This window comes from Massilia arenae (assembly GCF_008014745.1).
Lineage (GTDB): Bacteria > Pseudomonadota > Gammaproteobacteria > Burkholderiales > Burkholderiaceae_D > Telluria > Telluria arenae.
Map to the genome: position 1 here is coordinate 131624 of NZ_VPFD01000018.1, position 23865 is coordinate 155488.

Genomic DNA, 23865 nt, shown 5'->3' on the forward strand with positions numbered 1-23865 from the left:
ACGCATGTCTTCCACGATCACTCCCGGCTTAATCATCCTCCACGGCAACCAGATGGAGCTGCTTCGCAGCGCCGTGTTCGACTGGCTGCGCAACCATCCGCTGGGGCCTCTGGAAGACGAGATCTTCCTCGTGCAATCGAACGGCGTGGCCGAATGGCTCAAGATCGCGCTGGCCGAGGAGCTCGGCGTGTGCGCCGCGACCCGGGTGGCGCTGCCGGCGCGCTTCATGTGGGAAGCCTATCGTGGCATGCTGGGCCGCGCACGGGTGCCGACCCGGGCCCCGTTCGACAAGGACCCATTGACCTGGCGCCTGATGCGCCTGTTGCCGACCTTGCTGCAAGAGGATGGCTACGAGCCGCTGGCGCGCTTCCTGGCCGACGGCGACGCCGAGCGCCGCCTGCAGCTGGCCGAACGGGTGGCCGACTTGTACGACCAGTACCAGGTTTATCGCGCCGACTGGCTGGCCGATTGGGCCGCGGGCCGCGACCAGCTGCGTCGCGCCGCCGGCGAGCCGCTGCCGCTGGCCCCGGACCAGCGCTGGCAGGCCTGCCTGTGGCGCGCCGTACACGCCAGCCTGGAAGAGTCGCAGCGCGATAGCGGGCGCGCCACCATCCACCAGCAATTTTTGGCCGCAATCGAGGCCGGCGAGACGCCCGCCAGCCGCCTGCCGCGCCGGGTGGTGCTGTTCGGGATGTCGACCCTGCCTTATCAGACCCTGCAGGCGATCGCGGCGCTTGCGCGCCATACGCAAGTGCTGTTCGCGGTGCCGAACCCGTGCCGCTTCTACTGGGGCGACATCATCGAGGGCCGCGACCTGCTCAGGGCGGCGCGCCGCCGCCAGCCCCAGCGCAACGGCGTCGACCTCGGCGCTTATCCGATCGAGGAACTGCACGCCCACAGCCATCCGCTGCTGGCGAGCTGGGGCCGGCAGGGCCGCGATTTCGTGCGCATGCTGGACGAATTCGACAACCAGGACCGTACTGAAGGGGAAACGGCGCCGCTGAAGGTCGACCTGTTCGCCGACGACGATGGCGCGACCCTGCTGGCCCAGGCCCAGGCCGCGGTGCGCGACCTGTTGCCGCTGTCCGAGCATCCGAAGGTATCGCCGATGCCCGACGACCGCTCGATCGAGTTCCACGTGACGCACAGCGTGCAGCGCGAGGTCGAGGTGCTGCACGACCAGCTGCTGTCGTGGTTCGCGCAAGACCCGAGCCTGCGGCCGCGCGACGTCGTGGTGATGGTGCCCGACATCGATGCCTTCTCGCCGGCGATCCACGCCGTGTTCGGCCAGTACCGGCACAAGGAACCGCGCCACATTCCGTTCGAGATCGGCGACGTGCGCGACCGCAGCGTCGATCCGCTGCTGGTCTCGCTCGAATGGCTGCTGCGCCTGCCGCAGCAGCGCTGCCGCCAGAGCGAGGTGCGCGACCTGCTGGACGTGCCGGCCGTGGCGCGCCGCTTCGGCCTGGCCGACGATGACCTGCCGGTCCTGGGCCGCTGGATCGAGGGCGCCGGCGTGCGCTGGGGCCTGGACCACGAACACCGCGCCGGCCTGGGGCTGGGCATGGCAGGGGAGCAGAATGCCTGGATCTTCGGCGTGCGGCGCATGCTGCTCGGCTATGCCAGCGGCGCCGGCGCCAGCTTTGCCGACATCGAACCGTACGCGGAGGTGGGCGGGCTGGACGCCGCGCTGGCCGGCTCGCTGGCCCAGTTGGTCGACTGCCTGCTGACCTGGCGCGCCCGGCTCGACACGCCGCGCACGCCGGCCGCGTGGGGCGAGGCCGCGCGCGAGATGCTGTCGTGCTTCTATGCCGGCATTGGCGAGGACGACCGCCTGACCCTGGCGAACCTGGACGAGGGCCTGCAGTGCTGGCTCGAGACGTGCGATGCCGCGGGCTTCGACGAACCGGTGCCCCTGGCGGTGCTGCGCGAAGCCTGGCTCAACGAACTGGACCAGCCGACCCTGAATCACCAGTTCGTGTCGGGCGGCGTGACCTTCTGCACCCTGATGCCGATGCGCGCGGTGCCGTTCCGCGTGGTGTGCCTGCTCGGCATGAATGACGGCGATTTCCCGCGCCGGGCGCGCCAGTCGGACTTCGACCTGCTCGCGCTGCCCGGCATGGCGCGCCCCGGCGACCGCTCGCGCCGCGACGACGACCGCTACCTGATGCTCGAGGCGCTGCTGGCGGCGCGCGACAAGTTCTATGTGAGCTGGGTCGGCCGCAACGTGCGCGACAACAGCGAGCAGCCGCCATCGGTGCTGGTGTCGCAACTGCGCGACTACCTGAAAGCCGGCTGGGCCATGAAGAACCTGGGCCAGCTCACGACCGAGCACGCGCTGCAGCCGTTCAGCCGCCGTTATTTCGAGGAGGGCGGCTTGCTCACCTACGCCGGCGAATGGCGCGCCGCCCACGGCGGCGACGGCGCGGGCGTGGCGGATCCCTTGCCCCCCTACCAGCTGGATACGAACACGGTGCTCAAGCTGGCCGACCTGGATGGATTCCTGCGCCAGCCGGCAACGTATTTCTTCAAGCGCCGCATGGGCGTCGTGTTCGACCGCGACAGCCAGGTGGGCGATGACGACGAGCCGTTCGCGCTCGACGCGCTGGAGCGCTGGCAGGTGAACGACCGGCTGCTGGACGACAGCTGCGAACCGGAAGCACTCGATGAGGTGCGCGCCACGCTCGAAGTGCGCGCCGCGCGCCTGGCGCGCGCCGGCATGCTGCCGATCGGCCTGGTGGGCCGCATGCTGCAGGACGAACTGGTCGGGGGCCTGGCGCCGGTGCGTTCCGAATGGCTGCGCGTTGGCGCGCGGTTCCCCGATGCGGCGCCCAAGCTGGCGGTGTCGCTCGACCTCGACGGCCTGCGGCTTGATGACTGGATCGACCGCCTGCACAGCGGCGACGGGCAGACCGCCTGGCTGCTGCAGACGGCGTCGCAGGTGCTCGGCAAGGATGGCAAGCCACGCGCCGACAAGCTGGCGCCATTCTGGCTGCGCCAGCTGGCCAGCGCCGCCGTCGGCAGTCCGGTGGCCGGCATCCTGGTGGCGCGCGACGCCAAGTTCGAGATGGCGCCGCTGGATCCGGACGACTCGCTGCAGGCCTTGCGCGACCTGGCGCGCCTGTGGCGCGCCAATCTCGACCACCCGCTGCCGGTGGCCTGCCGCACGGCGCTGGCCGAGCTGGCCGGCGGCAAGCCACGCCAGGTGTACGAGGGCAGCGACGATGTCCGGGGCGAGGTCAGGGACGTGTGCCTGGCCCGGCTGTGGCCCGACTTCGACGCCCTGCGCGCCGCCGGCGGCTGGCCGGACGTCGCCCATGAATTGTACGGACCGCTGGCGCGCTGGTTCGCCGAAGCGGTAACGGTTACCCCCTTGCAGGAGTCGGCCCAATGAGCCAGGATCTCGTACCCTTGGTGTTTCCCCTGCACGGTTCGCGCCTGATCGAGGCCTCGGCCGGCACCGGCAAGACCTGGACCATCGCCGCGCTCTATGTGCGCCTGGTGCTCGGACATGGCGGCCCCGACGCCTTCTCGCGGCCCTTGCTGCCGGCCGAGATCCTGGTGATGACCTTCACCCGCGCCGCTACCCGCGAATTGTCGAACCGGGTGCGCGAGCGGCTGGTGCAGGCCGCCGGCTACTTCCGCGGCCAGGAGGCGCAGGACGACCCCTACCTGGCGCAGCTTGCCGCGGACTATCCCGACCAGGGCGCGCGCGACGTCGCGGCGCACCGCCTGATGCTGGCTGCCGAAACCATGGACGAGGCGGCGATCTTCACCATCGACGCCTGGTGCCAGCGCATGCTGCGCGAGCACGCCTTCGACAGCGGCAGCCTGTTCGACGAAGAGCTGGTCAGCAGCGAGGACATGCTGTTCGAGGACGCCGCCAACGACTACTGGCGCCAGCACGTCTATCCGCTCGGCGCCGAACAGCTGTCGCTGGTGCTGGACAGCTGGAAGGATGTCGGCACGCTCAAGAAGAAGGTGCGCAAGCTGGTTGCGCTGGCTTCGCTGCTCGATGCGGATTCCGGCGCGCTCGGTCCGATGGTGGCGCGCCTGGCGCGTGCGGACGCCGACGCGCTGGCGGGCCTGAAGGAAGGCTGGAGCGAGCGCGCCGCCCTGATGGAGGCGTGGATCGCCGACCAGAGGGCCAATGCCGGCCGCAAGTTCAATGGCAGCATGTATGCAAGCAACCATGTCGCCGGCTGGTTCGCCAAGCTGCGCGGCTGGGTCAACGATCCGCAGGCGCGCAAGCCGGACTTGCTCAAGGGCTGGGAGCGGCTGACGCCGGACGGCATCCGCGCCGCCGGGAAGGATGGCTACCTCCCGGATGTGCCGGCCTGTTTCGACGCGACCGAGGAGTTGCAGCGTGCGCTGGAGGCCCTCGCGCCGGTGTCGCATGCGATGCTGGCCCACGCAGCCTTTCATATCGGCCGGCGCATGCAGGAACTCAAGCGCCGCAACCGCCAGTTCGGCTTTGCCGACATGCTCGAGCGGCTGAAGGCAGCGCTGGAAGGCGAGAACGGCGAAGCGCTGCGGCGCCGCATCGTCGACCAGTACCCGGTGGCGATGGTCGACGAGTTCCAGGACACGTCGCCCGACCAGTATCGCATCTTCGACCTGCTGTACCGGGTCGAGGACAACGATCCGCAGCGCGGCCTGTTCCTGATCGGCGACCCCAAGCAATCGATCTACGGCTTCCGCGGCGCCGACATCAACAGCTACCTCGCTGCGCGCCTGGCCACCACCGGCCGCCATTACAAGCTGGGCACCAACTTCCGCTCCAGCGCCGCGCTGGTGGCGGCGGTCAACCGCGTGTTCGCCTTCGCCGAGGAGAACAAGGTGCATCCCGGCCATGCGGCCGGCGCCTTCCGCTTCCGCAAGGGCGAGCTCAATCCGCTGCCGTTCGAGCCGGTGAAGGCCAACGACCACCGGCGCAGGCTGGTCGGGGTCTGCGAGCCTTACCAGGCGCTGGCGATGTGCCTGAACGGCCAGGAAGACATGAAGGCCGAGGCCTACCGCACGTTCTTCGCGCATCACTGCGCAGAGCACATCGTGGGCCTGCTGAACGACGAACAGGTCGGGTTCGAGGACGAAAAGGATGGCAAGGCCGTCTTCGAACGCCTGCAGCCGGCCGACATCGCGATCCTGGTGCGCAGCGGCACCGAGGCGGCGACGGTGCGCAAGGCCCTGACGCGGCGCGGGGTCAAGAGCGTCTACCTGTCGGACAAGGATTCCGTGCTGCACAGCGACGAGGCGCATGATGTGCTGCGCTGGCTGCGGGCGGTGGCCGCGCCGCTCGACGGCGCCCTCGCGCGGGCCGCCTTCGCCACGCGCTCGGCGGGACTCGAACTGGCGCTGCTCGCGCGCCTGTCGGTCGACGAGCTCGAATGGGAAGCGCGCATCGAGCAGCTCAAGGGCCTGCATGGCATCTGGCAGCGCCAGGGTGTGCTGGCCATGCTGCGCCGTTTCATCCACCAGCTCGGGCTGCCGGCCCGCCTGCTGAACGAGGCAGGCGGCGAACGGTCGCTGACCAACCTGCTGCACCTGGCCGAGCTGTTGCAGGAAGCCAGCGGCCAGCTCGAGGGAGAGCAGGCCCTGGTGCGCTGGCTGGCGGAACAGATCGAGGCCGAAGACGGCGCCGGCGACGAGCGCGTCGTACGTCTGGAGAGCGATGACCAGCTGGTGAAGGTGGTCACGGTGCACAAATCCAAAGGTCTGGAGTACCCGCTCGTGTATCTGCCGTTTGGCGTCACCATGTTCCAGACCACGCGCAAGGATCCTTTCTTCAACTACATCGACGCCGATGGCGAGCGTCGTATCGATTTCGCGCGCAGCGATGCTTCGCTGGAAGCGGTCGACCGCGCCCGCCTGGAAGAAGAACTGCGCCTGCTGTACGTCGCGCTGACCCGTGCCCGTCATTTCCTGTGGCTGGGCGCGGCCGGCGTCATGCACGGCAACGAGAAGAGCAACCGCCTTCACGAGACGGCGCTCGGCTACCTGCTGCGCGGCGGCGAACGGATGGCTGCGGACGAGCTGTCCGCGCACGTCGCCACCTTGCGCGGCGATGTCGATGGCATCGTGGTGCATGAGCTGGCGCCGGGCGACGGCGTCACGCTGCTGTCACGCCAGGATGCCATGCCCGACCTGGTGCGGATCCCGGCCTACAGCGCCGACTTCGAGCGCGACTGGTCGGTCGGCTCGTTCACCTCGATGACCCGCCACGCGGTGGCGCCGCCGACGCCGATGCGCGCCCAGGAGCAGACCTTGCTGGAGGAAGCGCCGCAGGTGGTCACGCCGCCGCGCATCGAGGACGCGCCGTGGCACCGTTTCCCGCGCGGTTCGGTGCCCGGCAACTTCATGCACGAGCAGCTCGAATGGCTGGCGCGCGAAGGTTTCGATTGCCTGGACGATGCGGATTGCCAGGCGCGCCTGGTCAGGCACATCGAGCGCCAGGGCTGGGGCAACCGCCTGGACGACGCGCTGGCCTGGCTGCGCGCGATCGTCGACACCCCGCTGCCGCCCCTGAATGCCGCCCTGCGCGACTTGAAAGGGGTGTTGCCCGAGATGGAGTTCTGGTTCCCCAGTCAGCACCTCGACCTGGCCGCGCTCGACGCGCTGTGCCGCACCCGCCTGCTGGGTGGGGTCGAGCGGCCGGTGTTGCCCGATCGGGTATTGCACGGCATGCTGAAGGGCTTTGCCGACCTGGTGTTCGAGCACGAGGGCCGCTACTGGGTACTCGACTACAAGTCCAACGCGCTGGGACCGGGCGATGCCGCCTATACGCGTCCCGCGATGGAGGCCGGGATGGCCGAGCACCGCTACGAGATCCAGGGCAGCATCTACCTGCTGGCGCTGCACCGCCTGTTGCGGTCGCGCCTGGGCGATGCCTACGAACCCGAGTACCAGCTGGGCGGGGCGGTGTTCATGTTCCTGCGCGGGATCGCCAACCCCGACACGCGCGGTTGCTGCGTGCTGGCGCCCGACCTGGATTTGCTGGACGAACTCGAACGATTGCTGGACAAGGAACAGTATGCCGAAGGTTGAACCGAATATCGACGCCCTGTGGGCCGAGATCGGCCGCTTGAGCGAAGCGGGCGAGCTGCGCCGCCTGTCGAGCGCCTTCGCGCGCTTCGTCGCCGGCCTGGGGAGTGCGTCGCCGCCGCTGGTGCTGGCGGCGGCCGTGCTGTCCGAGCTCGAAGGCCGCGGCCACAGCTGCCTGCAGCTTGCCGACCTGGCCGCCGGCCCGGCCGGGCTGTTGGGCTGGGACCAGGAACAGTGGGCCCAGCTGGCGGCGAGCGCCGCGCCGCTGCCCAAGGGTGCAGCCGGCTGGCGCAAGCTGCTGGCAGGCTGCGAACAGGTGTGGGACCGCACCGAGCTGGATTACGACCAGCCGCTGGTGCTCGATGGCGAGCGGCTCTACCTGCGCCGCTACTGGCGCGACGAGACCCAGGTGGCGCGCGGCGTGCGCGAGCGGGCCGGCACGGCGCACGCGGTCGACGAGGCGCTGGTGCGCGACTGGCTCGACCGCCTTTTTGTCTCCCAGCCTGACGTCGAGGGTCCGGACTGGCAAAAGCTGGCCTGCGCCGTGGCGCTCCGCGGCTCGGTCGCGATCATCACCGGCGGCCCCGGCACTGGCAAGACCTATACCGTCGCGCGCCTGCTCGCGCTGCTGTTCGCGACCGCGCCGGATGCCGACCGCCAGCGCGTGGCCCTGGCAGCGCCGACCGGCAAGGCCGCAGCGCGCCTGAAACAGTCGATCGACAAGGCCTTGAACGAGCTGGCCGACCGCGTCGGCGCCGACCTGCCGCTGCGCAAGCTCACGGAGCGCATGGGCGCGGCCCGTACGCTCCACAGCCTGCTCGGGGCGCGGCCCGATACCCGCGCCTTCCGCCACAATCGCGGCAATCCGCTCGAAGTCGACGTGCTGATCGTCGATGAAGCCTCGATGGTGCACCTCGAGATGATGGCCAGCCTGCTCGATGCGTTGCCGCCCGGCGCGACGCTGATCCTGCTCGGCGACAAGGACCAGTTGGCGTCGGTGGAGGCGGGCGCCGTGCTGGGCGACCTGTGCCACGACGCCCACCTCGGCAACTACGATGCGGCGACGGTCGACTATATCCGGCGCGCCAGCGGCGAAGTCGTGCCCGATGCCTACCACGGCGGCGGCGGCCCGCTGGCCCAGCAGACCGTGATGCTGCGCCGCAGCCGCCGTTTCGGCGGTCCGATCGGGCAGCTGGCGCTGGCGGTGAACGCGGGCGACGAGGCGCGCGTCGAGCAGGTCCTGCGCGCCGATGGCGACGAGGTACGCTGGATCGACCATGCGCAGCAGGCCCACGTCCTGCAACTGGCGCAGGCCGGCTATGCGCCTTATCTGGAGCTGCTGCGCGCCGGGCCGCAAGGGGAGCACGAGGACTGGGTGCGCCAGGTACTGCAGCGCTTCGAGGCTTTCCGCATCCTGTGCGCGGTGCGGGAGGGGGAGTGGGGCGTGTCTGGCCTGAACGAGGCGATCGAGAGGCGGCTGGCCGCCCAGGGCCTGCTGCGCCACGGCGTCGAATGGTATGCGGGACGCCCGGTCATGGTGACCCGCAACGATTACGCGACCGGCGTATTCAACGGCGACATCGGCGTGACGCTGCCCGACCCGGCGCGTCCCGGCGCGCCACGCGTGTACTTCCTGGAAGGCGATGCGGTGCGCAGCGTGCTGGCGTCGCGCCTGCGCAATGTGGAGACGGCGTTCGCGATGACCGTGCACAAATCGCAGGGCTCGGAGTTCCGCCACACGGTGCTGGCGCTGCCGCGCGAGAGCAATGCGGTGCTCACGCGCGAGCTGGTCTACACCGGCATCACGCGCGCCAGCAAGGTGTTCACGCTGGTGACGCCGAACGGCGCGGTGCTGCGCGAGGCGATCGCGAGCCGGACCTACCGCACCAGCGGCTTGCGCGCGCTGGTGGCCTGAAGGACATCAGAAAAAAAGGGGCCTCGCGGCCCCTTCGTCATGGTGTCTTCTTAGTCGCGGCGCTTGCGCGTCGCCTTGACCTTGGCCGAGGCGCGCTTCTTGGTCGCCTTGGCCTTCGAACCCTTCGACTTGGCGCGGGCCTTGGCCTTCGAGCTGCCGGCGCTGGCCTTGATGCGCGGGCCACCCGCGGCGCGGGCCACCCTGGCCACGGGCTCGTCGCCCGTGATGAAGCGGCGGATGTTGAGCGCATCCATGACGCGCGCCGACGAGGCGTTGGCGTTGAGCAGCACCAGCGTCGCCTTCTTGCCGGCGGCGGTGATGTTCATGATCAGGCAGCGGCCGGCTTCGTTGGTGAAGCCGGTCTTGGACAGGCCGACGTCCCAGCCCTTGGCGCCGACCAGGCGGTTGGTATTGCGGTATTCGACGCCGCGGCCGTTGATGTCGATGATCTCGCGGGTCTCGGTGGTCATGCGCACGATTTCCGGATAGCCGGTCGAAGCCGACGCCATCTTGACCAGGTCGGCCGCGGTCGAGCGGTTGTGTGGAGACAGACCGGTCGGTTCTTCGATCTCGGTATGGGCCATGCCCAGCGCGCGGATCTTGCGGCGCACGGCGGCCTTGAAGCCTTCCTTGCCGCCCGGGAACGTGCGGGCGAGGGCGGCGGCGGCGCGGTTATCCGAGGACATCAGGGCCAGGTGCAGCACGTCGCGGCGCGCGATGCTGGCGCCCACCGGCACCCGCGAGCTGCTGAACTTGACGCGGTCGACGTCTTCACGGTCGATCTCGATCATCTCGTCCATGTCGAGCTTGGCGTCGAGCACGACCATCGCCGTCATCAGCTTGGTCAGCGAGGCAATCGGTACGATTGCATCGGCATTTTTCTCGAGCAGGATCTTGCCGGTGTCGTCTTCCACCACGAGCACCGATTGCGAACCGAACGGCACGGCGAATGCCGCAGCCGAAAAGGTCATCAGGACCGTTGCGAACAGTTTCTTGATCATTATTTGTATGAAATCTGGGTTGAAGTTGAACGTCGGGGCGCCGGGCGGCGCAGGATCAACATCTATCTCTAGGGCAACTAGAGTAAGGACAATATCATCCATCCCAGCTGCATGTCTATGGCGCACGAGCAAATTCCCCTATGGGAAGCCATTTTTTGTCGGAAATGTGACGCTGCCGATTCGTAGGATTAACAACTCATGTCACATAGAAATGTCGAGTGACTAATTTCTGTGCAGTTCAAACAAAACAGCCCTGCGCAGGGCAGGGCTCTTCGGTATCAGGGGGAATTTACTTGGCCTGGTAGATCTTGTCGAACTCGCCGCCATCGTTGAAGTGGCGCTTCTGGGCCGCGGTCCAGCCGCCGAACACATCGTCCACGGTGAACAGGCTGATCGGCTTGTAGTTGGCGGCATACTTCTTCATGACCGCTTCCGAGCGCACGCGCATGAAGTGCTTGGCGCCGATTTCCTGGCCCGCCGGTGTGTACAGGAAGTTCAGGTAGGCGGTGGCCGGCTGGCGTACCTTGAGGCGATCAACCACCTTGTCGACCACGGCCACTGGCGATTCTGCAAGGATCGAACTGGCCGGATAGATCACTTCGAAATCGTTGCCGAATTCCTGGCGCACCATGCTGACTTCGTTCTCGAAGGTCACCAGCACGTCGCCGATCTGGCGCTGGGTGAAGGTGGTGGTCGCAGCGCGGCCGCCGCCGTCCAGGATCGGCACGTTCTTGAAGATCTTGGCGACCAGGTCGCGCGCCTGCGCTTCGCTGCCGCCTTTCTTGATCACCGAGCCCCAGGCTGCCAGATAGGTGTAGCGGCCATTGCCCGAGGTCTTGGGATTCGGGATGATGCTGGCTACGCCCGGACGCGCCAGGTCGGCCCAGTCGCGCACCTGTTTCGGATTGCCCTTGCGCACCAGGAACACCATGGTCGAGTAGTACGGGGTTGCGTTGTTCGGGAACTTCTTGGCCCAGTCTTTTGCCACCAGGCCGCGGTCGACCAGCAGGTCGATGTCGTTGGCCTGGTTCATGGTCACCACCGACGCCTCGAGGCCGTCGGCCACGGCACGCGCCTGCTTGCTCGAGCCGCCATGCGATTGCTTGATGGTGAGGGTCTGGCCGGTTTGCTGCTTATACGAAGCGATGAAGGCCGGATTGACTTCCTTGTACAGCTCGCGCGCCACGTCGTAGGACACGTTCAGCAGTTCGGCATCGGCCGCGCTGGCGTGCAGGGGCAGTGCGCTGCCGAGCGCCAGGGTCAGGGCCAGGATCGAGCGGCGCAGCGTGTTCGGAGTGGTGTCGCGCATTATGTGTTCTCGCTTTAGGAAGTATTAGTGACAGAGTGCATGTTCCCTAATTCACCCGATGAACGGAACGATAGTTTCGTCATATCTTTATATGAGGAACGCGTTTTACCGTGTCGCCAGCAGGGTCTCTTACTTTCGGTGTATAGTCGAGGCCGTGCGATGCCGCGTCATCGTTCGTTCACTTCCGTTTCCAAGTAGATGATTGATGTCCACGCGTATTGAAATCCGCAAGGCTGTCCCTGACGATGCAACGGCTGCCTGCAATCTGCTGCGCCGTTCGATCGAGGAGGGCTGCCGCGCCGACCACCAGGACCAGCCCGGCGTGCTTGATGCCTGGCTCGGCAACAAGACGCCCGCCAACGTCGTCACCTGGTTTGCCTCGCCCACCAATTATGCGGTGGTCGCCGAGAGCGAAGGCGAGCTGGTCGGCCTGACCCTGTTGACGCAGGCCGGCAAGGTGGCGCTGTGCTACGTGCTGCCGGACGCCTTGCGCTGCGGCGTCGGCCGCGCCTTGCTCGATGCCGTGGAGCAGCAGGCGAGAGAATGGAACATCAGCAAGCTGCACCTGCACAGCCCATCGGGCGCCAGCATGTTCTTCGAGCGCCACGGCTACATCAATGTCGGCAAGGAAAAAGCCTGCTATGGCCTCGAATGCGACTTGCTGTGGAAGCGCCTGGACGGCGCCTGCGATCCGGCGACGCGCAAGCGCTTCTGCAACTGCGGCGAGTAATTACAGGCGCCTGGCGCCAACGTGCAACAAAGCGATAACATTTGCACGCTTCGTGAACACTTCTGCATGCTTGACGGATACGCTATAGTACGCACTATCGCAATTGTCGAGTAACGGATCCGCACCCATGGCTTCACGCAGAGATTTTCTTCACCATAGTGCCCGCTTGGCCGCGCTGGGCGCACTCGGCGCGCCGCTGGCGGCCGCCGCCACCGACCTCCAACCGCCTCCCGACCTGTTCGATTCGCAAGCGCTGGACCTCGATTTCTGGGTCAAGCCGCGCACCCTGTCCGTGACCCGTCCGGCCAGCGGCGAACGCGCCAGCGTGCTGTACTGGAAGGATGGCGAAGTGATCGACTCCGCCTACGAACAGCTGTGCCACCTGCTGCGCGACGTGAACGGCAAGGCCACCGCCAAGATCGATCCCAAGCTGCTCGAGATGTTATGGAGCACCCAGGCCTTCATCGCCCGCTACGGCTTGCTGCAGCCGCTCGAAATCCTGTCCGGCTACCGCTCGGCGGCATCCAACGCGCGCCTGCGCGAAGCGGGCATCCCGGCCGCGCGCCAGTCGCTGCACATGGTGGGCAAGGCGGCCGACATCCGCATCGCCGGCCTCAACGAAGAAGTGCTCGGCGGCCTGATCAAGAGCTTCCGCGGCGGTGGGGTGGGCTACTACTACCGTTCCGGCCCGCGCGGCGGCTGGATTCACGCGGATACGGGCCTGGAGCGTACCTGGAAGGGGTGATTACCTATCCCGCTGATGCGTGCGAACGTGTCGGATAACTTGGGATAGTATTGTTGTCAAGTGCCGGGGCAGGACGCCCTGGCTGTCCCACGTCTTTCCAAGGAGGCTGTGATGGCAACAATCAATGCACCAACCATGGACCGCCGGTCCATGCCCGACCGCCGCGTCAACATCCATGCGCGCGAGCGCCCGGCCATGTCCGCCATCGACTATATCGCGATGGCGCTCCTGATCATCGGCGGCCTCAACTGGGCCATGGTCGGCCTGTTCGACGTCGACATGGTTGCCACGCTGTTCGGTCCCGGCACCGCGCTGACCCGCATCGTGTATGTGGTGGTGGGCCTGGCCGCGCTGTACTCGATCTATACCATGGCCAAGATGGCCAGCAGCAAGCGGCACTAGGCGACCCGGCCCGTGCGCATTTGCTTGATTTCCGACACACACGGGCTGCTGCGGCCGCAGGCGCTCGATTTCCTGCGCGGCAGCGATCACATCCTCCACGCCGGCGACATCGTCGGCGCGGATCTCCTCGACCAGCTCGCCGGACTGGCGCCGTTAACCGCGGTACGCGGCAATAACGATTACGGCGACTGGGCGCAAACCTTGCCCGAGAGCGTCACACTGACCCTCGGCGGCATCGTCATCCATATGCTGCACGACCTCAAGGAACTCGCCATCGATCCGGTCGCGCAAGGCGTGCGCGTGGTCGTGACCGGCCATACGCATAAGCCCGCCTGCGAAGAACGTAGCGGCGTGCTCTACGTCAATCCGGGCGCCGCGGGACGGCGCCGTTTCACCTTGCCGGTGTCGGTCGGCGAACTGCTGGTCGACGATGGTCGGGTGGACGTGCGGCTGGTCACGCTCGACGTACCGTAAGCCGGCGCCGCCTCACTTCTTTTGCGTTGCCAGGTAGGCCCGCAGGCCGTGGGTGACGACCATCGGCAACACGCTTGCATGGTCTTCGTCGGCGAACACTTTCAGGCGGGTACGCAGGTGCTTGTAGCCACGGCCCTTGAGCGCCGCATCGAATTCGCGCAGGTCGGCCACCATGTCGGCATCTTCTTCCGCACGCGAGCGCTTCTTGCCGGGCGCCAGGGTCTCCAGGCTACCGATGCCGAAGAATGCGCTGGCTGGCAAGTCCTTGTTGCGCGCGGCATAGGCTTGTTCGCGCTCGAACATGATGCCGGCGTCGAACCACAGCGAGGGACTGCCGAGGATATAGTGTTCGAAGCTGCGCGGCGCATCGAGCATCATCTGCAGGCCGAGCAGGCTGCCGTAGGAGTGGCCGACAAAGATCTTGCGGTTCATGTCTGCGCGGTAGTGCCGGGCGATGAAAGGGAATACTTCTCCGGTCAGGTAGCGGCCATAGGCCGACGCTTCGCCGAAGGCTGGCGCTTGTCCCGGCTTGTCCGAGCGGTAGGCATGCTTGCGTGGGGTGGTCGGCGTATAGTCGCGGCGGCGGCTGAAGACGGCGCCGTCGCCTTTCGCATACGACAGGCCGACGACGATGGCTTCTTCCATGCCCGCGTGCCGATTCAGGCGCGACGCGATATTGCGCACGACCGGGAAAGCGTAATCGGCATCGACGACGAACACGACAGGGTAGGCGCGCTTGCTCGTGGCATAGGAGTCCGGCAGGGCGACGAAGACCTGATAGTCGCGCCCCAGGGTGCTGGCGCGGACGTCGTGTACTTCGGTATTGGCCAGGATGTAGGGCGGTGGGGCGGCGGGAGCGGCGGCCGCGAGCGTCGAGAGAGAAAACACACAGGCGGCAAGGATTGCTTTCACACGAAGACCTTTGTTGTTGTCGTGCAAGCATTGTCACACAGCTCCTTGTGTCAGGAAAGCGCTCCCCGGACTGGGCGCGGGCGCGGGAAATCCCTTAAGATAGGGGCCGTTTCTTCAACCACGCAGCACATGACCCTCCCACCCGACCAACCCCGCTTCAAACCCCGCCCCTGGACGCCCCTCGAGACGCCGCAGGACGTCGAACTCTGGATCGACGAGCACAACGCTGCGATGCAGGAGCTGATCCGGCCGCAAGAGACCGGCGTCGGCATCTGTTTCACGCTGGCCGAGGGCGGCACGGTGCACATGCAGACGACGGAAGACGCGATCGTGCTCGACGTCGACCACGACGCCGCGTGGATCGCGCCCCTGGTCATGGCCGCCACCGGCGCCGAGCAACCGCGCGGCCACTACTGGCTGCTGCCGGACGACAGGCTGGTGCAGTTGATCCTCGGCCTGTCGATGCTCGTGGAGAGCACGACGCTGGTGAGCGGCCACAATTTTGGATCTGCCGGCCGGCGGGTCTGGTAATCAATAGGGCAGTCCGGTCACGTCTAGCCGCACCTGCCACACGGCGCCGGCGCCGGTGATGTACAGGGTCTTGCCGTCGGCGCCGCCAAAGGCCACATTGGTGACGTTGGCGTCGGTCCGGATCGTCGCCAATTCCCGGCCCTGCGGCGTGAACACGCGCACGCGCTTCGGTGCATGTTCCGTCACGTACAGGTTGCCGTGGCAGTCGAGCGTCATGCCGTCGCCATTCTCGATGCCGCGGATGACATCACGGCCCGCCTGCGGCACGCCGTCCTTGATCGGATAGGCGCGCACGGCGCCGTCGCTCGCGTTCACGTACAGGGTGTCGCCATTCAGCGAGAGCGCGATCCCGTTCGGATTCTTGCGCGTGCCGTCCACCAGTGTCACCGTTCCGTTGGGCGCGATGCGGTAGATGCCGGTCACCGGTTGGCCGCCGGGCGCCGCGGCCTTCTGGTAGTCCGGGTCGGTGAAGTAGATGGCGCCGTCGGCCGCGATCGCGATATCGTTCGGCGAATTGAAGACCTGTCCCTGATAACGCGTGGCGACGTCGGCACGCTGGCCGGTCGCGATGTCATAGCGCGACATGGCCTTATACTTGTGGGTGGCGGCGACCAACGCTCCGCTGGCATCGACCGCCAGGCCGTTGCTGCCGGCATCCTCGATTGCCGTGCTCACCGTGCCGTCGGGCGAGAACTTGCGCACGCGCGAAGGAAACCCTGCGCTGAAGCTGAAGTCCGAGAAGTACAGCGCATCCCTGATCCATACCGGTCCCTCGTACAGGCCTGGTTCGCTGCGCGACGGCTTGATCGCGGCGATCCTCTCGGCCTTGAGTTCGCCCGACGGCGGCTTGCCGCTGCAGCTGGCAGACATGGCGGTTGCCGGTAGGGCGAGCGCCACGCTGGCCGCGAGCAAGGCGCGCACGAGGGGAGGGGAGTGGAATGGACGGGATCGGGTCATCAATGTGGTCTCCTTCATGAATGAATGCCAGGGGTGGCGCGCGATGTGTTAACGCTACCATTTCAATCGAATCAATTGTATCCTTACTCAGCGATGGTAACCCGCGCCGCCCGATCGGCACGGTATTCGAACGAAAACATTCTGCAAGGAGACATGAATGATCGACTTGAATCGGCGCGGCCTGGTCATGGCCGCGGGTGGTGTGCTGGCGGCCGGCGCGGTGGGCATGCCGGCCTGGGCCAATCCCGAACGCAAGCTGGGCTATGCGGTCGTCGGCCTGGGCGGCTATGGACTGGGCCGCATCATTCCCCAGTTCAAGGAATGCCAGCACAGCCGCCTGGTGGCGCTGGTCAGCGGCGATCCGGCCAAGGCGAAGAAAGTGGCGGCGGAGTACGGCTTGCCCGAACGCGGCATCTACGATTACAAGAATTTCGACAGCATCCGCGACAACCCCGACATCGACATCGTCTACATCTGCCTGCCCGTCTTCATGCATGCCGAGTACACGATCCGCGCCGCGCAGGCCGGCAAGCACGTGATGTGCGAAAAGCCGATGGCGATCAGCGTGGCGGAATGCGAGCAGATGATCGCCGCCTGCCGCAAGGCCGGCAAGAAGCTGATGCTGGGTTATCGCTCGCGCTTCGAGCCGCACAATGTCGAGGCGATCCGCCTGGCGCGCAGCGGGGCCATCGGCAAGCTGCGCTACTTCCGCTCCGAACACGGTTTCACGGCGCGCGACCCGAATACCTGGCGCATGAAGAAGGCGCAATCGGGCGGCGGTTCGCTGATGGACATCGGCATCTATGCGTTGCAGGCGGCGCGCTACACGACGGGCGAGGAGCCGGTTGCCGTATTCGCCAAGGAAACCACCGACCGCAGCGATCCGCGCTTTAGCGAGGTCGAAGACATGATCGACTTCCAGCTCGAATTCCCGTCTGGCGTCATCGGTTCGTGCATGTCGATGTACAGCGCCAACCGCAACCAGTTCGTGCTGATGGGTGACAAGGGGCGGATCGAACTGGAACCCGCCACCGCCTACAGCGGCCAGCGCATGTGGGTCGGCGGCGAGCGCAGCGACAAGACCCTGGTCACGCCGCCGCCGGGGCCGTATGCGAACCAGTGGGTGGGCCAGCTCGACCATATGGCGCAATGCGTGAAGGATAACCGCGAGACCATCGTGCCGGGCGAGGAAGGCTTGCGCGACATCCGCATCATCGAGGCTGTTTATCGCTCGGCGCGAGAACAGAAACGAATCAATCTGCGTGGCTAGTCACCGACGCTGTTTTTCGGTTATAAAGTGCCATTGACCGTGGTGCAGGGTAAAACTCAATGCTTGAGGCAGTAAGGAAAGGACGGCGGCGCATGGTTGCGGGAGTGGCGGTGGCATTGGTCGCCATCCTGCTGCCCGCCGCGCACGGTGCAGACCTGATGAACGAGGCCAGGGCCCGCGGCGTCCTGCGCATCGCCGTCGAGGGTACTTATCCGCCCTTTAATTTCAAGGATCCGAAAACCGGCCACCTGACCGGCTACGACGTCGAGGTCGCGCGCCTGGTCGCCGCCGGGCTGAAACTCAAGCCACAGTTTGTCTTCACCGAGTGGAGCGCCATCCTGCCGGCCGTGACGTCTGGCAAGGTCGATGCCGCCATCAGCCAGGTGATCATCACGCCGGAGCGCGAGCAGGCCTTCGACTTTTCGGTGCCTTACACTTATTCGAGCTTCCAGCTCATCGTGCGCAAGAACGAGCGCGCTACCTATCGCAGCCTGGCCGACCTCAAGGGCCGCAAGCTGGGCGTACGCCAGGGCAGCGTGTTCGAGCAGCAGGCGAAAGAGGTGAAGGGAATCGAGGTCAGGAGCTACCCGGCCGTGCCCGAGAACCTGCAAGACCTCGCCTTCGGCCGCATCGACGCCTCGCTCGACGACAGCCTGATGGTGAATTACCTGCTGAAGCATTCGGAACTGCCGATCAAGGCCGGGCCACGGGTCGGCAAGGATGCGCGCATCGGCATCGCCATCCGCAAGGGCAATCCGCAATTCAAGGCGGCGGCCGACAGGATACTCACCCAGGCGCGCGCCGACGGCACGCTGCGCCGCTTGTCGCTCAAGTGGTTCGGCATCGACGCCAGCAGCGCCACGCGCTAGTTAAGGACGGCGCACAAAAAAACAGGCGCGGCCTGCGTTGCGGGCCGCGCCATGCGTGGTCGATGCCACGTCAACGGTTCTTGTCCTGCTTGCCGTCCCAGTCGTTCGTCTGGTCCATCTGCCGGGACGCGTTGCCCGGCGACCCACGGTCACGACTGTCGAGGTCGGCGTTCAGGTCGTCCAGAGCCGGGGTTCCGCCCGAGGCATGCTGGCCGCCTTGTTGCTGGTTCTGCCGTTGTCCGCCGGCGCTTTGCTGATTGCCGCGGCGCTGTTGCGGATCTTGCTTCTGATCTTGCTGCTTACCTTGTTGCTGGATACTGCTGTCCTGCTGCTGGCCGGCGTCTTGCTGCTTCCCGGCACTCTGTTGATTGCCGGTACTTTGCCCGGCGCGGCTTGCTGCCGATCCCTTCTCGTCCAGCTCAGGGTAGTTCGGCGCTTTATTGCTATGACCTTTGTGTTCACCCATGTTCGTTTCCTAGCACTGGTGTCTGGAAGATCCATGCTACGCCGATGGCGGACCTCGCCAATCAGCGGATTGGTGGAGACTTCGTAGGATTTATCAGACAAAGTCAGCAGTAAAACGGGAAGTCAGCAGGACGCCGGAACGAGGCTCCTTACATATTCGGGTAGTTGGGGCCGCCGCCGCCTTCCGGTGTGACCCAGACGATGTTCTGGGTCGGATCCTTGATGTCGCAGGTCTTGCAGTGCACGCAGTTCTGGGCATTGATCTGCAGGCGGTCGCCGCCATCCTCGCGCTTGACGAACTCGTACACCCCGGCCGGACAGTAACGCTGTTCCGGGCCGGCATACTTGGCCAGGTTGACGTCGACCGGCACGCTCGGGTTCTTGAGCGTCAGGTGGACCGGCTCGTCCTCGCGGTGGTTGGTGTTCGAGATGAACACCGACGACAGCTTGTCGAAGGTCAGCTTGCCGTCCGGCTTCGGATAGGCGATCGGCTTGAAGTGCGACGCCGGCTTCAGGCATTCGTGGTCGGCGTGCTGGTGGTGCAAGGTCCAGGGCGCCTTGCCACGGAACACGATCTGGTCGATGCCCGTCATGATCGTGCCCAGCACCAGGCCCTTGCTCATCCACGGCTTGAAGTTGCGCGCGATATGCAGCTCTTCATGCAGCCACGATTTCTCGAAGGCGGCCGGGAAGGCGACCAGCTCGTCGGCCGAGCGGCCTTCGCCCAGCGCTGCAAAGGCCGCTTCGGCGGCCAGCATGCCGGTCTTGAGCGCGGCGTGGCTGCCCTTGATGCGGCTGGTGTTCAGGAAGCCGGCGTCGCAGCCGATCAGGCAGCCACCCGGGAAGACGGTCTTCGGCAAGGATTGCAGACCGCCAGCGGTAATGGCGCGCGCGCCATACGAGATGCGCTTGCCGCCTTCGAAGAAGCCGCGGATGTCCGGGTGGGTCTTGTAGCGCTGGAATTCCTCGTACGGCGACAGATAGGGATTCTGGTAACCCAGCCCCACCACATAGCCGACCGCGACCAGGTTGTTTTCCAGGTGGTACAGGAAGGAGCCGCCATAGGTGTCGTTCGGCAGCGGCCAACCGGCCGTGTGGATCACCAGGCCCGGCTGGTGCTTGGCAGGGTCGATTTCCCACAGCTCCTTGATGCCGATGCCGTAGGTTTGCGGATCCTTGCCCTTGTTCAGGTCATACTTCGCCATCAGCTGGCGGCCCAGGTGGCCGCGCGAACCTTCGGCGAAGAAGGTGTACTTGGCGTGCAGTTCCATGCCGAGCTGGAAGTCCGCCCCTGGCTCGCCTTCGCGGTTGACGCCCATATTGCCGGTAGCCACGCCCTTGACCGAGCCATCCTCGTTGTACAGGATCTCGGCGGCCGGGAAGCCCGGGAAGATTTCCACGCCCAGGCTTTCGGCCTGCTGGCCCAGCCAGCGCACGACGTTGGCCAGCGAGACGATGTAGTTGCCGTGGTTTTTCAGCGCCGGTGGAATGGCGAACACAGGCGTCGAGATCGACTTGGTCTCGGTCAGGAACATGACGCGGTCTTCGGTCACCTGCGTGTTCAGCGGCGCGCCTTTTTCTTTCCAATCAGGAATCAGTTCGTTCAGCGCACGCGGATCCATCACCGCGCCCGACAGGATGTGGGCGCCCAGCTCGCCGCCTTTTTCCAATACGCAGACCGATACTTCCTGGCCTTTTTCCGCAGCCAGCTGCTTGAGCCGGATCGCCGCGGACAGGCCGGCAGGGCCGCCGCCGACGATCACGACGTCGTATTCCATGGCTTCGCGCGGTCCGTATTGTTCGAGGAGGTTGGTTGTCTCTGTCATGGTTGTTAGTGTGCTCTTAATGAGGCAATCTTGAAAATAGCACGAGTGTGCGGGTTTTTGCTGTTCAATGCAACTTGCGCGCCATTGTAAAGGCAATATTAGATGAGGCAATCTAATACTGGACATTTGTGGGATCATTATGCTTTCGCAATCAGAACCTGGCGGGTGAGGTTCTTGGCCAGCACGACAGCATTGGGGAGCGGGACGTGGGAATCGAAGTCAATTTCGAAGGAAAGATTGCAATGGTCACCGGTGCGTCGAGCGGACTCGGCGCGCGCTTTGCGAAGGCGCTGGCCGGGGCCGGGGCCCAGGTCGTGCTGGCGTCGCGCCGGGTCGAGCGCCTGAAGGAATTGCGCGCCGAGATCGAGGCCGACGGCGGGGCAGCGCACGTGGTGCGCCTCGACGTGACCGACCTGGGCAGCATCAAGGCGGCGATCGCGCACGCCGAGACTGAGGCCGGGCCGATCGACATCCTGGTCAACAACTCGGGCGTCTCGACAACCCAGCGTTTGCTGGATGTCGGCGAAGACGACTATGGCTATATCATGGACACCAATCTGCGCGGCGCCTTCTTCATGGCCCAGCAGACGGCCAAGCGCATGATCGCGCGCGCCAAGGGCGATCCGCGCAAGCAGCACCGCATCGTCAACATCGCCTCGGTCGCGGGCCTGCGCGTGTTGCCCCAGATCGGCGTGTACTGCATGAGCAAGGCCGGCGTGGTGCAGATGACCAAGGCGATGGCGGTGGAGTGGGGCAAATACGGGATCAACGTCAATGCGATCTGCCCCGGCTACATCGCCACCGATTCGAACGAGGATTATTTCGACACCGAGCCGGGCCGCAAGCTGATCGAGATGTTGCCACGCAAGCGGCCGGGCAAGCCGGAAGACCTCGACGGGCTCCTGCTGCTGCTGGCGGCGGAAGAAGCCCATTTCATCAATGGCGCGATCATCACGGCCGATGACGGGATGACGGCGCAGTAATTTTTTTGGAAGCAGAGACCGGGAATGAGTAGCAAGAAGTGGGTTCACACCATGCGCATGCCGATTCGTTGGGGCGATATGGACGCCATGGGGCATGTCAATAACACGAATTATTTCCGCTATATCGAGTCGGCCCGCATCGCCTGGCTGGAACAGGTGGGCGGCCTGCCGGATTCGCGCGCGGAAGGGCCGGTGATCGTGAATGCCTCGATGAATTTCCTCAAGCAATTGACCTATCCGGGAGAGATCGAGGTGCGCACCTTCGTGGCGCCGCCGGGCCGCTCGAGCGTCGAGGTGTCGCACGAGATCCGCCTGGTCGGGGCGGACGGCGAACCGGGCGACCTGCACGCCGACGGCGTCGCCAAGGTGGTGTGGGTCGATTTCAGGCTCGGCAAGTCGGCGCCGTTGCCGGAATCCCTGCGCGCCGGGCTGCCGACCGCTTCGTGAACGCACGCCGGGGCTGCGCCGGCCTCGGCGCTGTCCCGCTTCATTGACTCCCGCCGCGCACGCGCGCAATTGTGGCAACGCCACGATACAAGGTCCGCTGTCTCAGTAATTAAGTGTATTCGCCCATTTGCCATCCAGCGATCGATGGCATGCCATGGCTGTGCTCGCCAGTCACGGTCGGTATGGCGTCGTTCAAATATTTGTTTGATATCTTATGATCGCCGATTGGCGAATGCGGCTGTGAATAACTGTCTATATGCTGTGTTGACGATAGCGTGTCGCGTAGAAACTCTGTTTCCATGAATGCATCGAATAATTCCGGTTCCGTATTTTTTATACCTGGTTCAATTTCTGAGTGGTAAAAATCTTTGTTTATTTGAGTTGATGAAATAGCCAGCAGAAAATATTTTCCTGAAGTGATGGAACTCATTGGCCATTGGAATCCTCCAATGACCTCATTTCATCATTGTGTAAGGAAAGATTCTGTGAACAATTCCACTCGACTCCAACCGAAAGCCAAACTCATGGTGCTCGCCCCTGTGTTTGCCGCACTTGCCGCCTGTGGTGGCAGCGATCCAGCCTCGATTGACCCGGCCAGCATTTCCCTGGCAGAAGTAGAAACTTCAGTTCGTCCCGCCGATTATGCTCCTGACACCGCTGCCACTACCGCAGCGGATGCGCCCGTTACCGATGCCTCGCCGGATGGCCAGTCCGTCGCCGACGCCCCTACGACCGCCGCCGACGCCCCTGCTGCGGCCACCGAAACCCCCACTGGCAACAAGTCGCTGGCAAGCGTGACTGCCGTGGGTGGCCGAGATCCCCTCAAACAACCGTTTGCCAGCAACAGCATCTGGAATATGCCGATCGGTAGCGGTGCACGGTTCGTGCGCGCCAACCTGAATTCGCGTCCTGGCAACAATATTTGGGCACAAATGCCCGGCATCGACGATGAAAAAATCATCCTCAAGCCAACCGCGCCGCTGGTGAATATCAACTACAGCAGTGCCGCCTGGACCGGCAGGAATCGTTGCAGCGCAACGGGCGGCCTGATGTACCAGGTGCCGATGCCCAGCAATTACGTCATTCCCAACACCAACAAGAACAGCTCGGCCGTGTTCCTGATGAGGGATGGCCGCACACTGGTGCAAACCCAGCCAGTGGCGCGCTGCACCGCCGGCGGACCGGCGACATCATTCGCCAAGTTCTCCAACGTCGACCTGTACGATTCGGGCATTACCGGGGCGCACGGCGGCTCGGGCCTGTCGGCCATCGGCGGCAGCATCCGCCTCGGGGAGTTGCGTCCTGGCACCACAACCGGTCCGCGCCATGCGCTGAAGGTCAATGTGTACGCCAAGGAAGCGTTGTTCAGGTGCACGACGCGCAGCGCTTGCTCGCGTTGGCCGGCAACGACCTCGGACAGCTATGCAGTCGGCTGGTACGGCAGCGCCACCGGTAACGGCAACACCGCCATGAAGATGGGCGCCTTGCTGGCGATTCCCGGCAGTACCTCGATCACCTCGCTGCGCCTGGAAACCACGCCGGCCAAGCAACTGGCGTGGACGCTGCAGAACTATGGCGCCTACATTGTCGACGACACCTATGCTCCTGGTTTCGATATCAGCGCCGAAGACGGTCCGGACGGCTCGAAACGCGCTGAGTTCAGGCGCGATTGGGGTTTCGACATGAACCAGAAGGTCCAGGGCAATACCGCCTGGATGCGTGACATCCAGCGCCTCATGCGCGCATTGAACGTGGTCGACAACAATAGCCCGACCAGCATCGGTGGCGGCGGCACCCCGCGCCAGCCACTGGCGCCTGCGATCGCACCGTAAGTTCCTCGCTAGAGTACGAGCCGCCGCATGAAAATGCGGCGGTTTTTTTATCTGTCGTCGAATATGCTAATTGTTCAGTATCGTGCGATCATGTTCCTCGCCGTAGCTGGCCTTTGTTCCGTGCAAAAGCTATGCTGGGCGAATTGATTGTTGGGT

20 protein-coding genes are annotated in these 23865 nt (G+C 65.3%); 13 read left to right on the forward strand and 7 right to left on the reverse strand.

All coding sequences use genetic code 11. The features are described 5' to 3' along the window. Positions 1-4 precede the first annotated feature (4 nt). The 3 genes from recC to recD are packed head-to-tail and all read left to right on the forward strand — an operon-like array spanning position 5 to position 8956. Positions 5-3394 (forward strand): exodeoxyribonuclease V subunit gamma, encoded by a 3390-nt coding sequence (recC, locus tag FVD38_RS17280; RefSeq protein WP_147935954.1) that lies wholly within the window; start codon positions 5-7, stop codon positions 3392-3394. Beyond that, a complete protein-coding gene (recB, locus tag FVD38_RS17285) occupies positions 3391-7044 on the forward strand; it encodes an exodeoxyribonuclease V subunit beta (protein WP_147935955.1) in 3654 nt (1217 codons plus the stop codon). The genes recC and recB overlap by 4 nt, the downstream gene beginning before the upstream one ends. Then, complete coding sequence (recD, locus tag FVD38_RS17290; RefSeq protein ID WP_147935956.1) at positions 7031-8956, forward strand: exodeoxyribonuclease V subunit alpha; 1926 nt, start codon at positions 7031-7033, stop codon at positions 8954-8956. Before recB ends, recD begins: the two co-directional genes overlap by 14 nt. A 50-nt stretch (positions 8957-9006) precedes the next feature. Here recD and FVD38_RS17295 read toward each other — a convergent pair whose 3' ends face one another. Next, positions 9007-9957, reverse strand: a complete 951-nt coding sequence (locus FVD38_RS17295; protein WP_147935957.1) for a serine hydrolase — start codon at positions 9955-9957, stop codon at positions 9007-9009. 289 nt (positions 9958-10246) lie between these two features. Then, positions 10247-11266: a sulfate ABC transporter substrate-binding protein gene (locus tag FVD38_RS17300; RefSeq protein WP_222706939.1), complete on the reverse strand. Its 1020-nt coding sequence runs from the start codon at positions 11264-11266 to the stop codon at positions 10247-10249. A 205-nt stretch (positions 11267-11471) separates the two neighbouring features. On the opposite strand from FVD38_RS17300, the gene FVD38_RS17305 reads away from it, so the two are divergent. From FVD38_RS17305 to FVD38_RS17320, 4 genes are all read left to right on the forward strand, one after another. Continuing rightward, positions 11472-11996: a GNAT family N-acetyltransferase gene (locus FVD38_RS17305; RefSeq protein WP_147935958.1), complete on the forward strand. Its 525-nt coding sequence runs from the start codon at positions 11472-11474 to the stop codon at positions 11994-11996. Between the two features lie 127 nt (positions 11997-12123). After that, a complete protein-coding gene (locus FVD38_RS17310; protein ID WP_123069233.1) occupies positions 12124-12741 on the forward strand; it encodes a YcbK family protein in 618 nt (205 codons plus the stop codon). Positions 12742-12852: 111 nt separating this feature from the next. Continuing rightward, positions 12853-13143, forward strand: coding sequence for a DUF378 domain-containing protein (locus FVD38_RS17315; protein WP_222706940.1), 291 nt, complete (start codon positions 12853-12855; stop codon positions 13141-13143). 24 nt (positions 13144-13167) lie between these two features. Then, the gene (locus FVD38_RS17320; protein ID WP_229493753.1) at positions 13168-13617 is read left to right on the forward strand and encodes a metallophosphoesterase family protein; all 450 of its coding nucleotides are present in this window, start codon (positions 13168-13170) and stop codon (positions 13615-13617) included. 12 nt (positions 13618-13629) lie between these two features. Here the strand turns inward: FVD38_RS17320 and FVD38_RS17325 are convergent, their stop codons facing one another. Further along, positions 13630-14529, reverse strand: coding sequence for an alpha/beta hydrolase (locus FVD38_RS17325; protein WP_229493754.1), 900 nt, complete (start codon positions 14527-14529; stop codon positions 13630-13632). 129 nt (positions 14530-14658) lie between these two features. Here FVD38_RS17325 and FVD38_RS17330 point away from each other — a divergent pair, with 129 nt between their 5' ends. Further along, positions 14659-15060, forward strand: coding sequence for a hypothetical protein (locus tag FVD38_RS17330; protein ID WP_147935961.1), 402 nt, complete (start codon positions 14659-14661; stop codon positions 15058-15060). Here FVD38_RS17330 and FVD38_RS17335 read toward each other — a convergent pair whose 3' ends face one another. Then, complete coding sequence (locus tag FVD38_RS17335) at positions 15061-16017, reverse strand: SMP-30/gluconolactonase/LRE family protein (protein WP_147935962.1); 957 nt, start codon at positions 16015-16017, stop codon at positions 15061-15063. A gap of 157 nt (positions 16018-16174) precedes the next feature. Here FVD38_RS17335 and FVD38_RS17340 point away from each other — a divergent pair, with 157 nt between their 5' ends. Next, positions 16175-17287: a Gfo/Idh/MocA family protein gene (locus FVD38_RS17340; RefSeq protein WP_147935963.1), complete on the forward strand. Its 1113-nt coding sequence runs from the start codon at positions 16175-16177 to the stop codon at positions 17285-17287. A 92-nt stretch (positions 17288-17379) separates the two neighbouring features. Then, the gene (locus FVD38_RS17345; RefSeq protein ID WP_229493755.1) at positions 17380-18156 is read left to right on the forward strand and encodes a transporter substrate-binding domain-containing protein; all 777 of its coding nucleotides are present in this window, start codon (positions 17380-17382) and stop codon (positions 18154-18156) included. A gap of 70 nt (positions 18157-18226) precedes the next feature. On the opposite strand, the gene FVD38_RS17350 is transcribed toward FVD38_RS17345, so the two are convergent. Continuing rightward, complete coding sequence (locus FVD38_RS17350; RefSeq protein WP_147935965.1) at positions 18227-18622, reverse strand: hypothetical protein; 396 nt, start codon at positions 18620-18622, stop codon at positions 18227-18229. A gap of 148 nt (positions 18623-18770) precedes the next feature. Next, positions 18771-20447, reverse strand: coding sequence for an electron transfer flavoprotein-ubiquinone oxidoreductase (locus FVD38_RS17355; RefSeq protein WP_187271631.1), 1677 nt, complete (start codon positions 20445-20447; stop codon positions 18771-18773). Positions 20448-20653: 206 nt separating this feature from the next. On the opposite strand from FVD38_RS17355, the gene FVD38_RS17360 reads away from it, so the two are divergent. After that, positions 20654-21430 carry an SDR family oxidoreductase gene (locus tag FVD38_RS17360; protein WP_123069242.1) on the forward strand — a complete coding sequence of 259 codons (777 nt, stop codon included), beginning with the start codon at positions 20654-20656 and terminating at the stop codon, positions 21428-21430. A gap of 24 nt (positions 21431-21454) precedes the next feature. After that, the gene (locus FVD38_RS17365) at positions 21455-21877 is read left to right on the forward strand and encodes an acyl-CoA thioesterase (protein WP_123069243.1); all 423 of its coding nucleotides are present in this window, start codon (positions 21455-21457) and stop codon (positions 21875-21877) included. Between the two features lie 109 nt (positions 21878-21986). Here FVD38_RS17365 and FVD38_RS17370 read toward each other — a convergent pair whose 3' ends face one another. Further along, positions 21987-22307: a hypothetical protein gene (locus FVD38_RS17370; RefSeq protein ID WP_147935966.1), complete on the reverse strand. Its 321-nt coding sequence runs from the start codon at positions 22305-22307 to the stop codon at positions 21987-21989. 19 nt (positions 22308-22326) lie between these two features. Between FVD38_RS17370 and FVD38_RS17375 the strand changes: the two genes are divergently transcribed. Next, a complete protein-coding gene (locus tag FVD38_RS17375) occupies positions 22327-23709 on the forward strand; it encodes a hypothetical protein (RefSeq protein WP_147935967.1) in 1383 nt (460 codons plus the stop codon). The last annotated feature ends 156 nt before the right edge of the window (positions 23710-23865 follow it).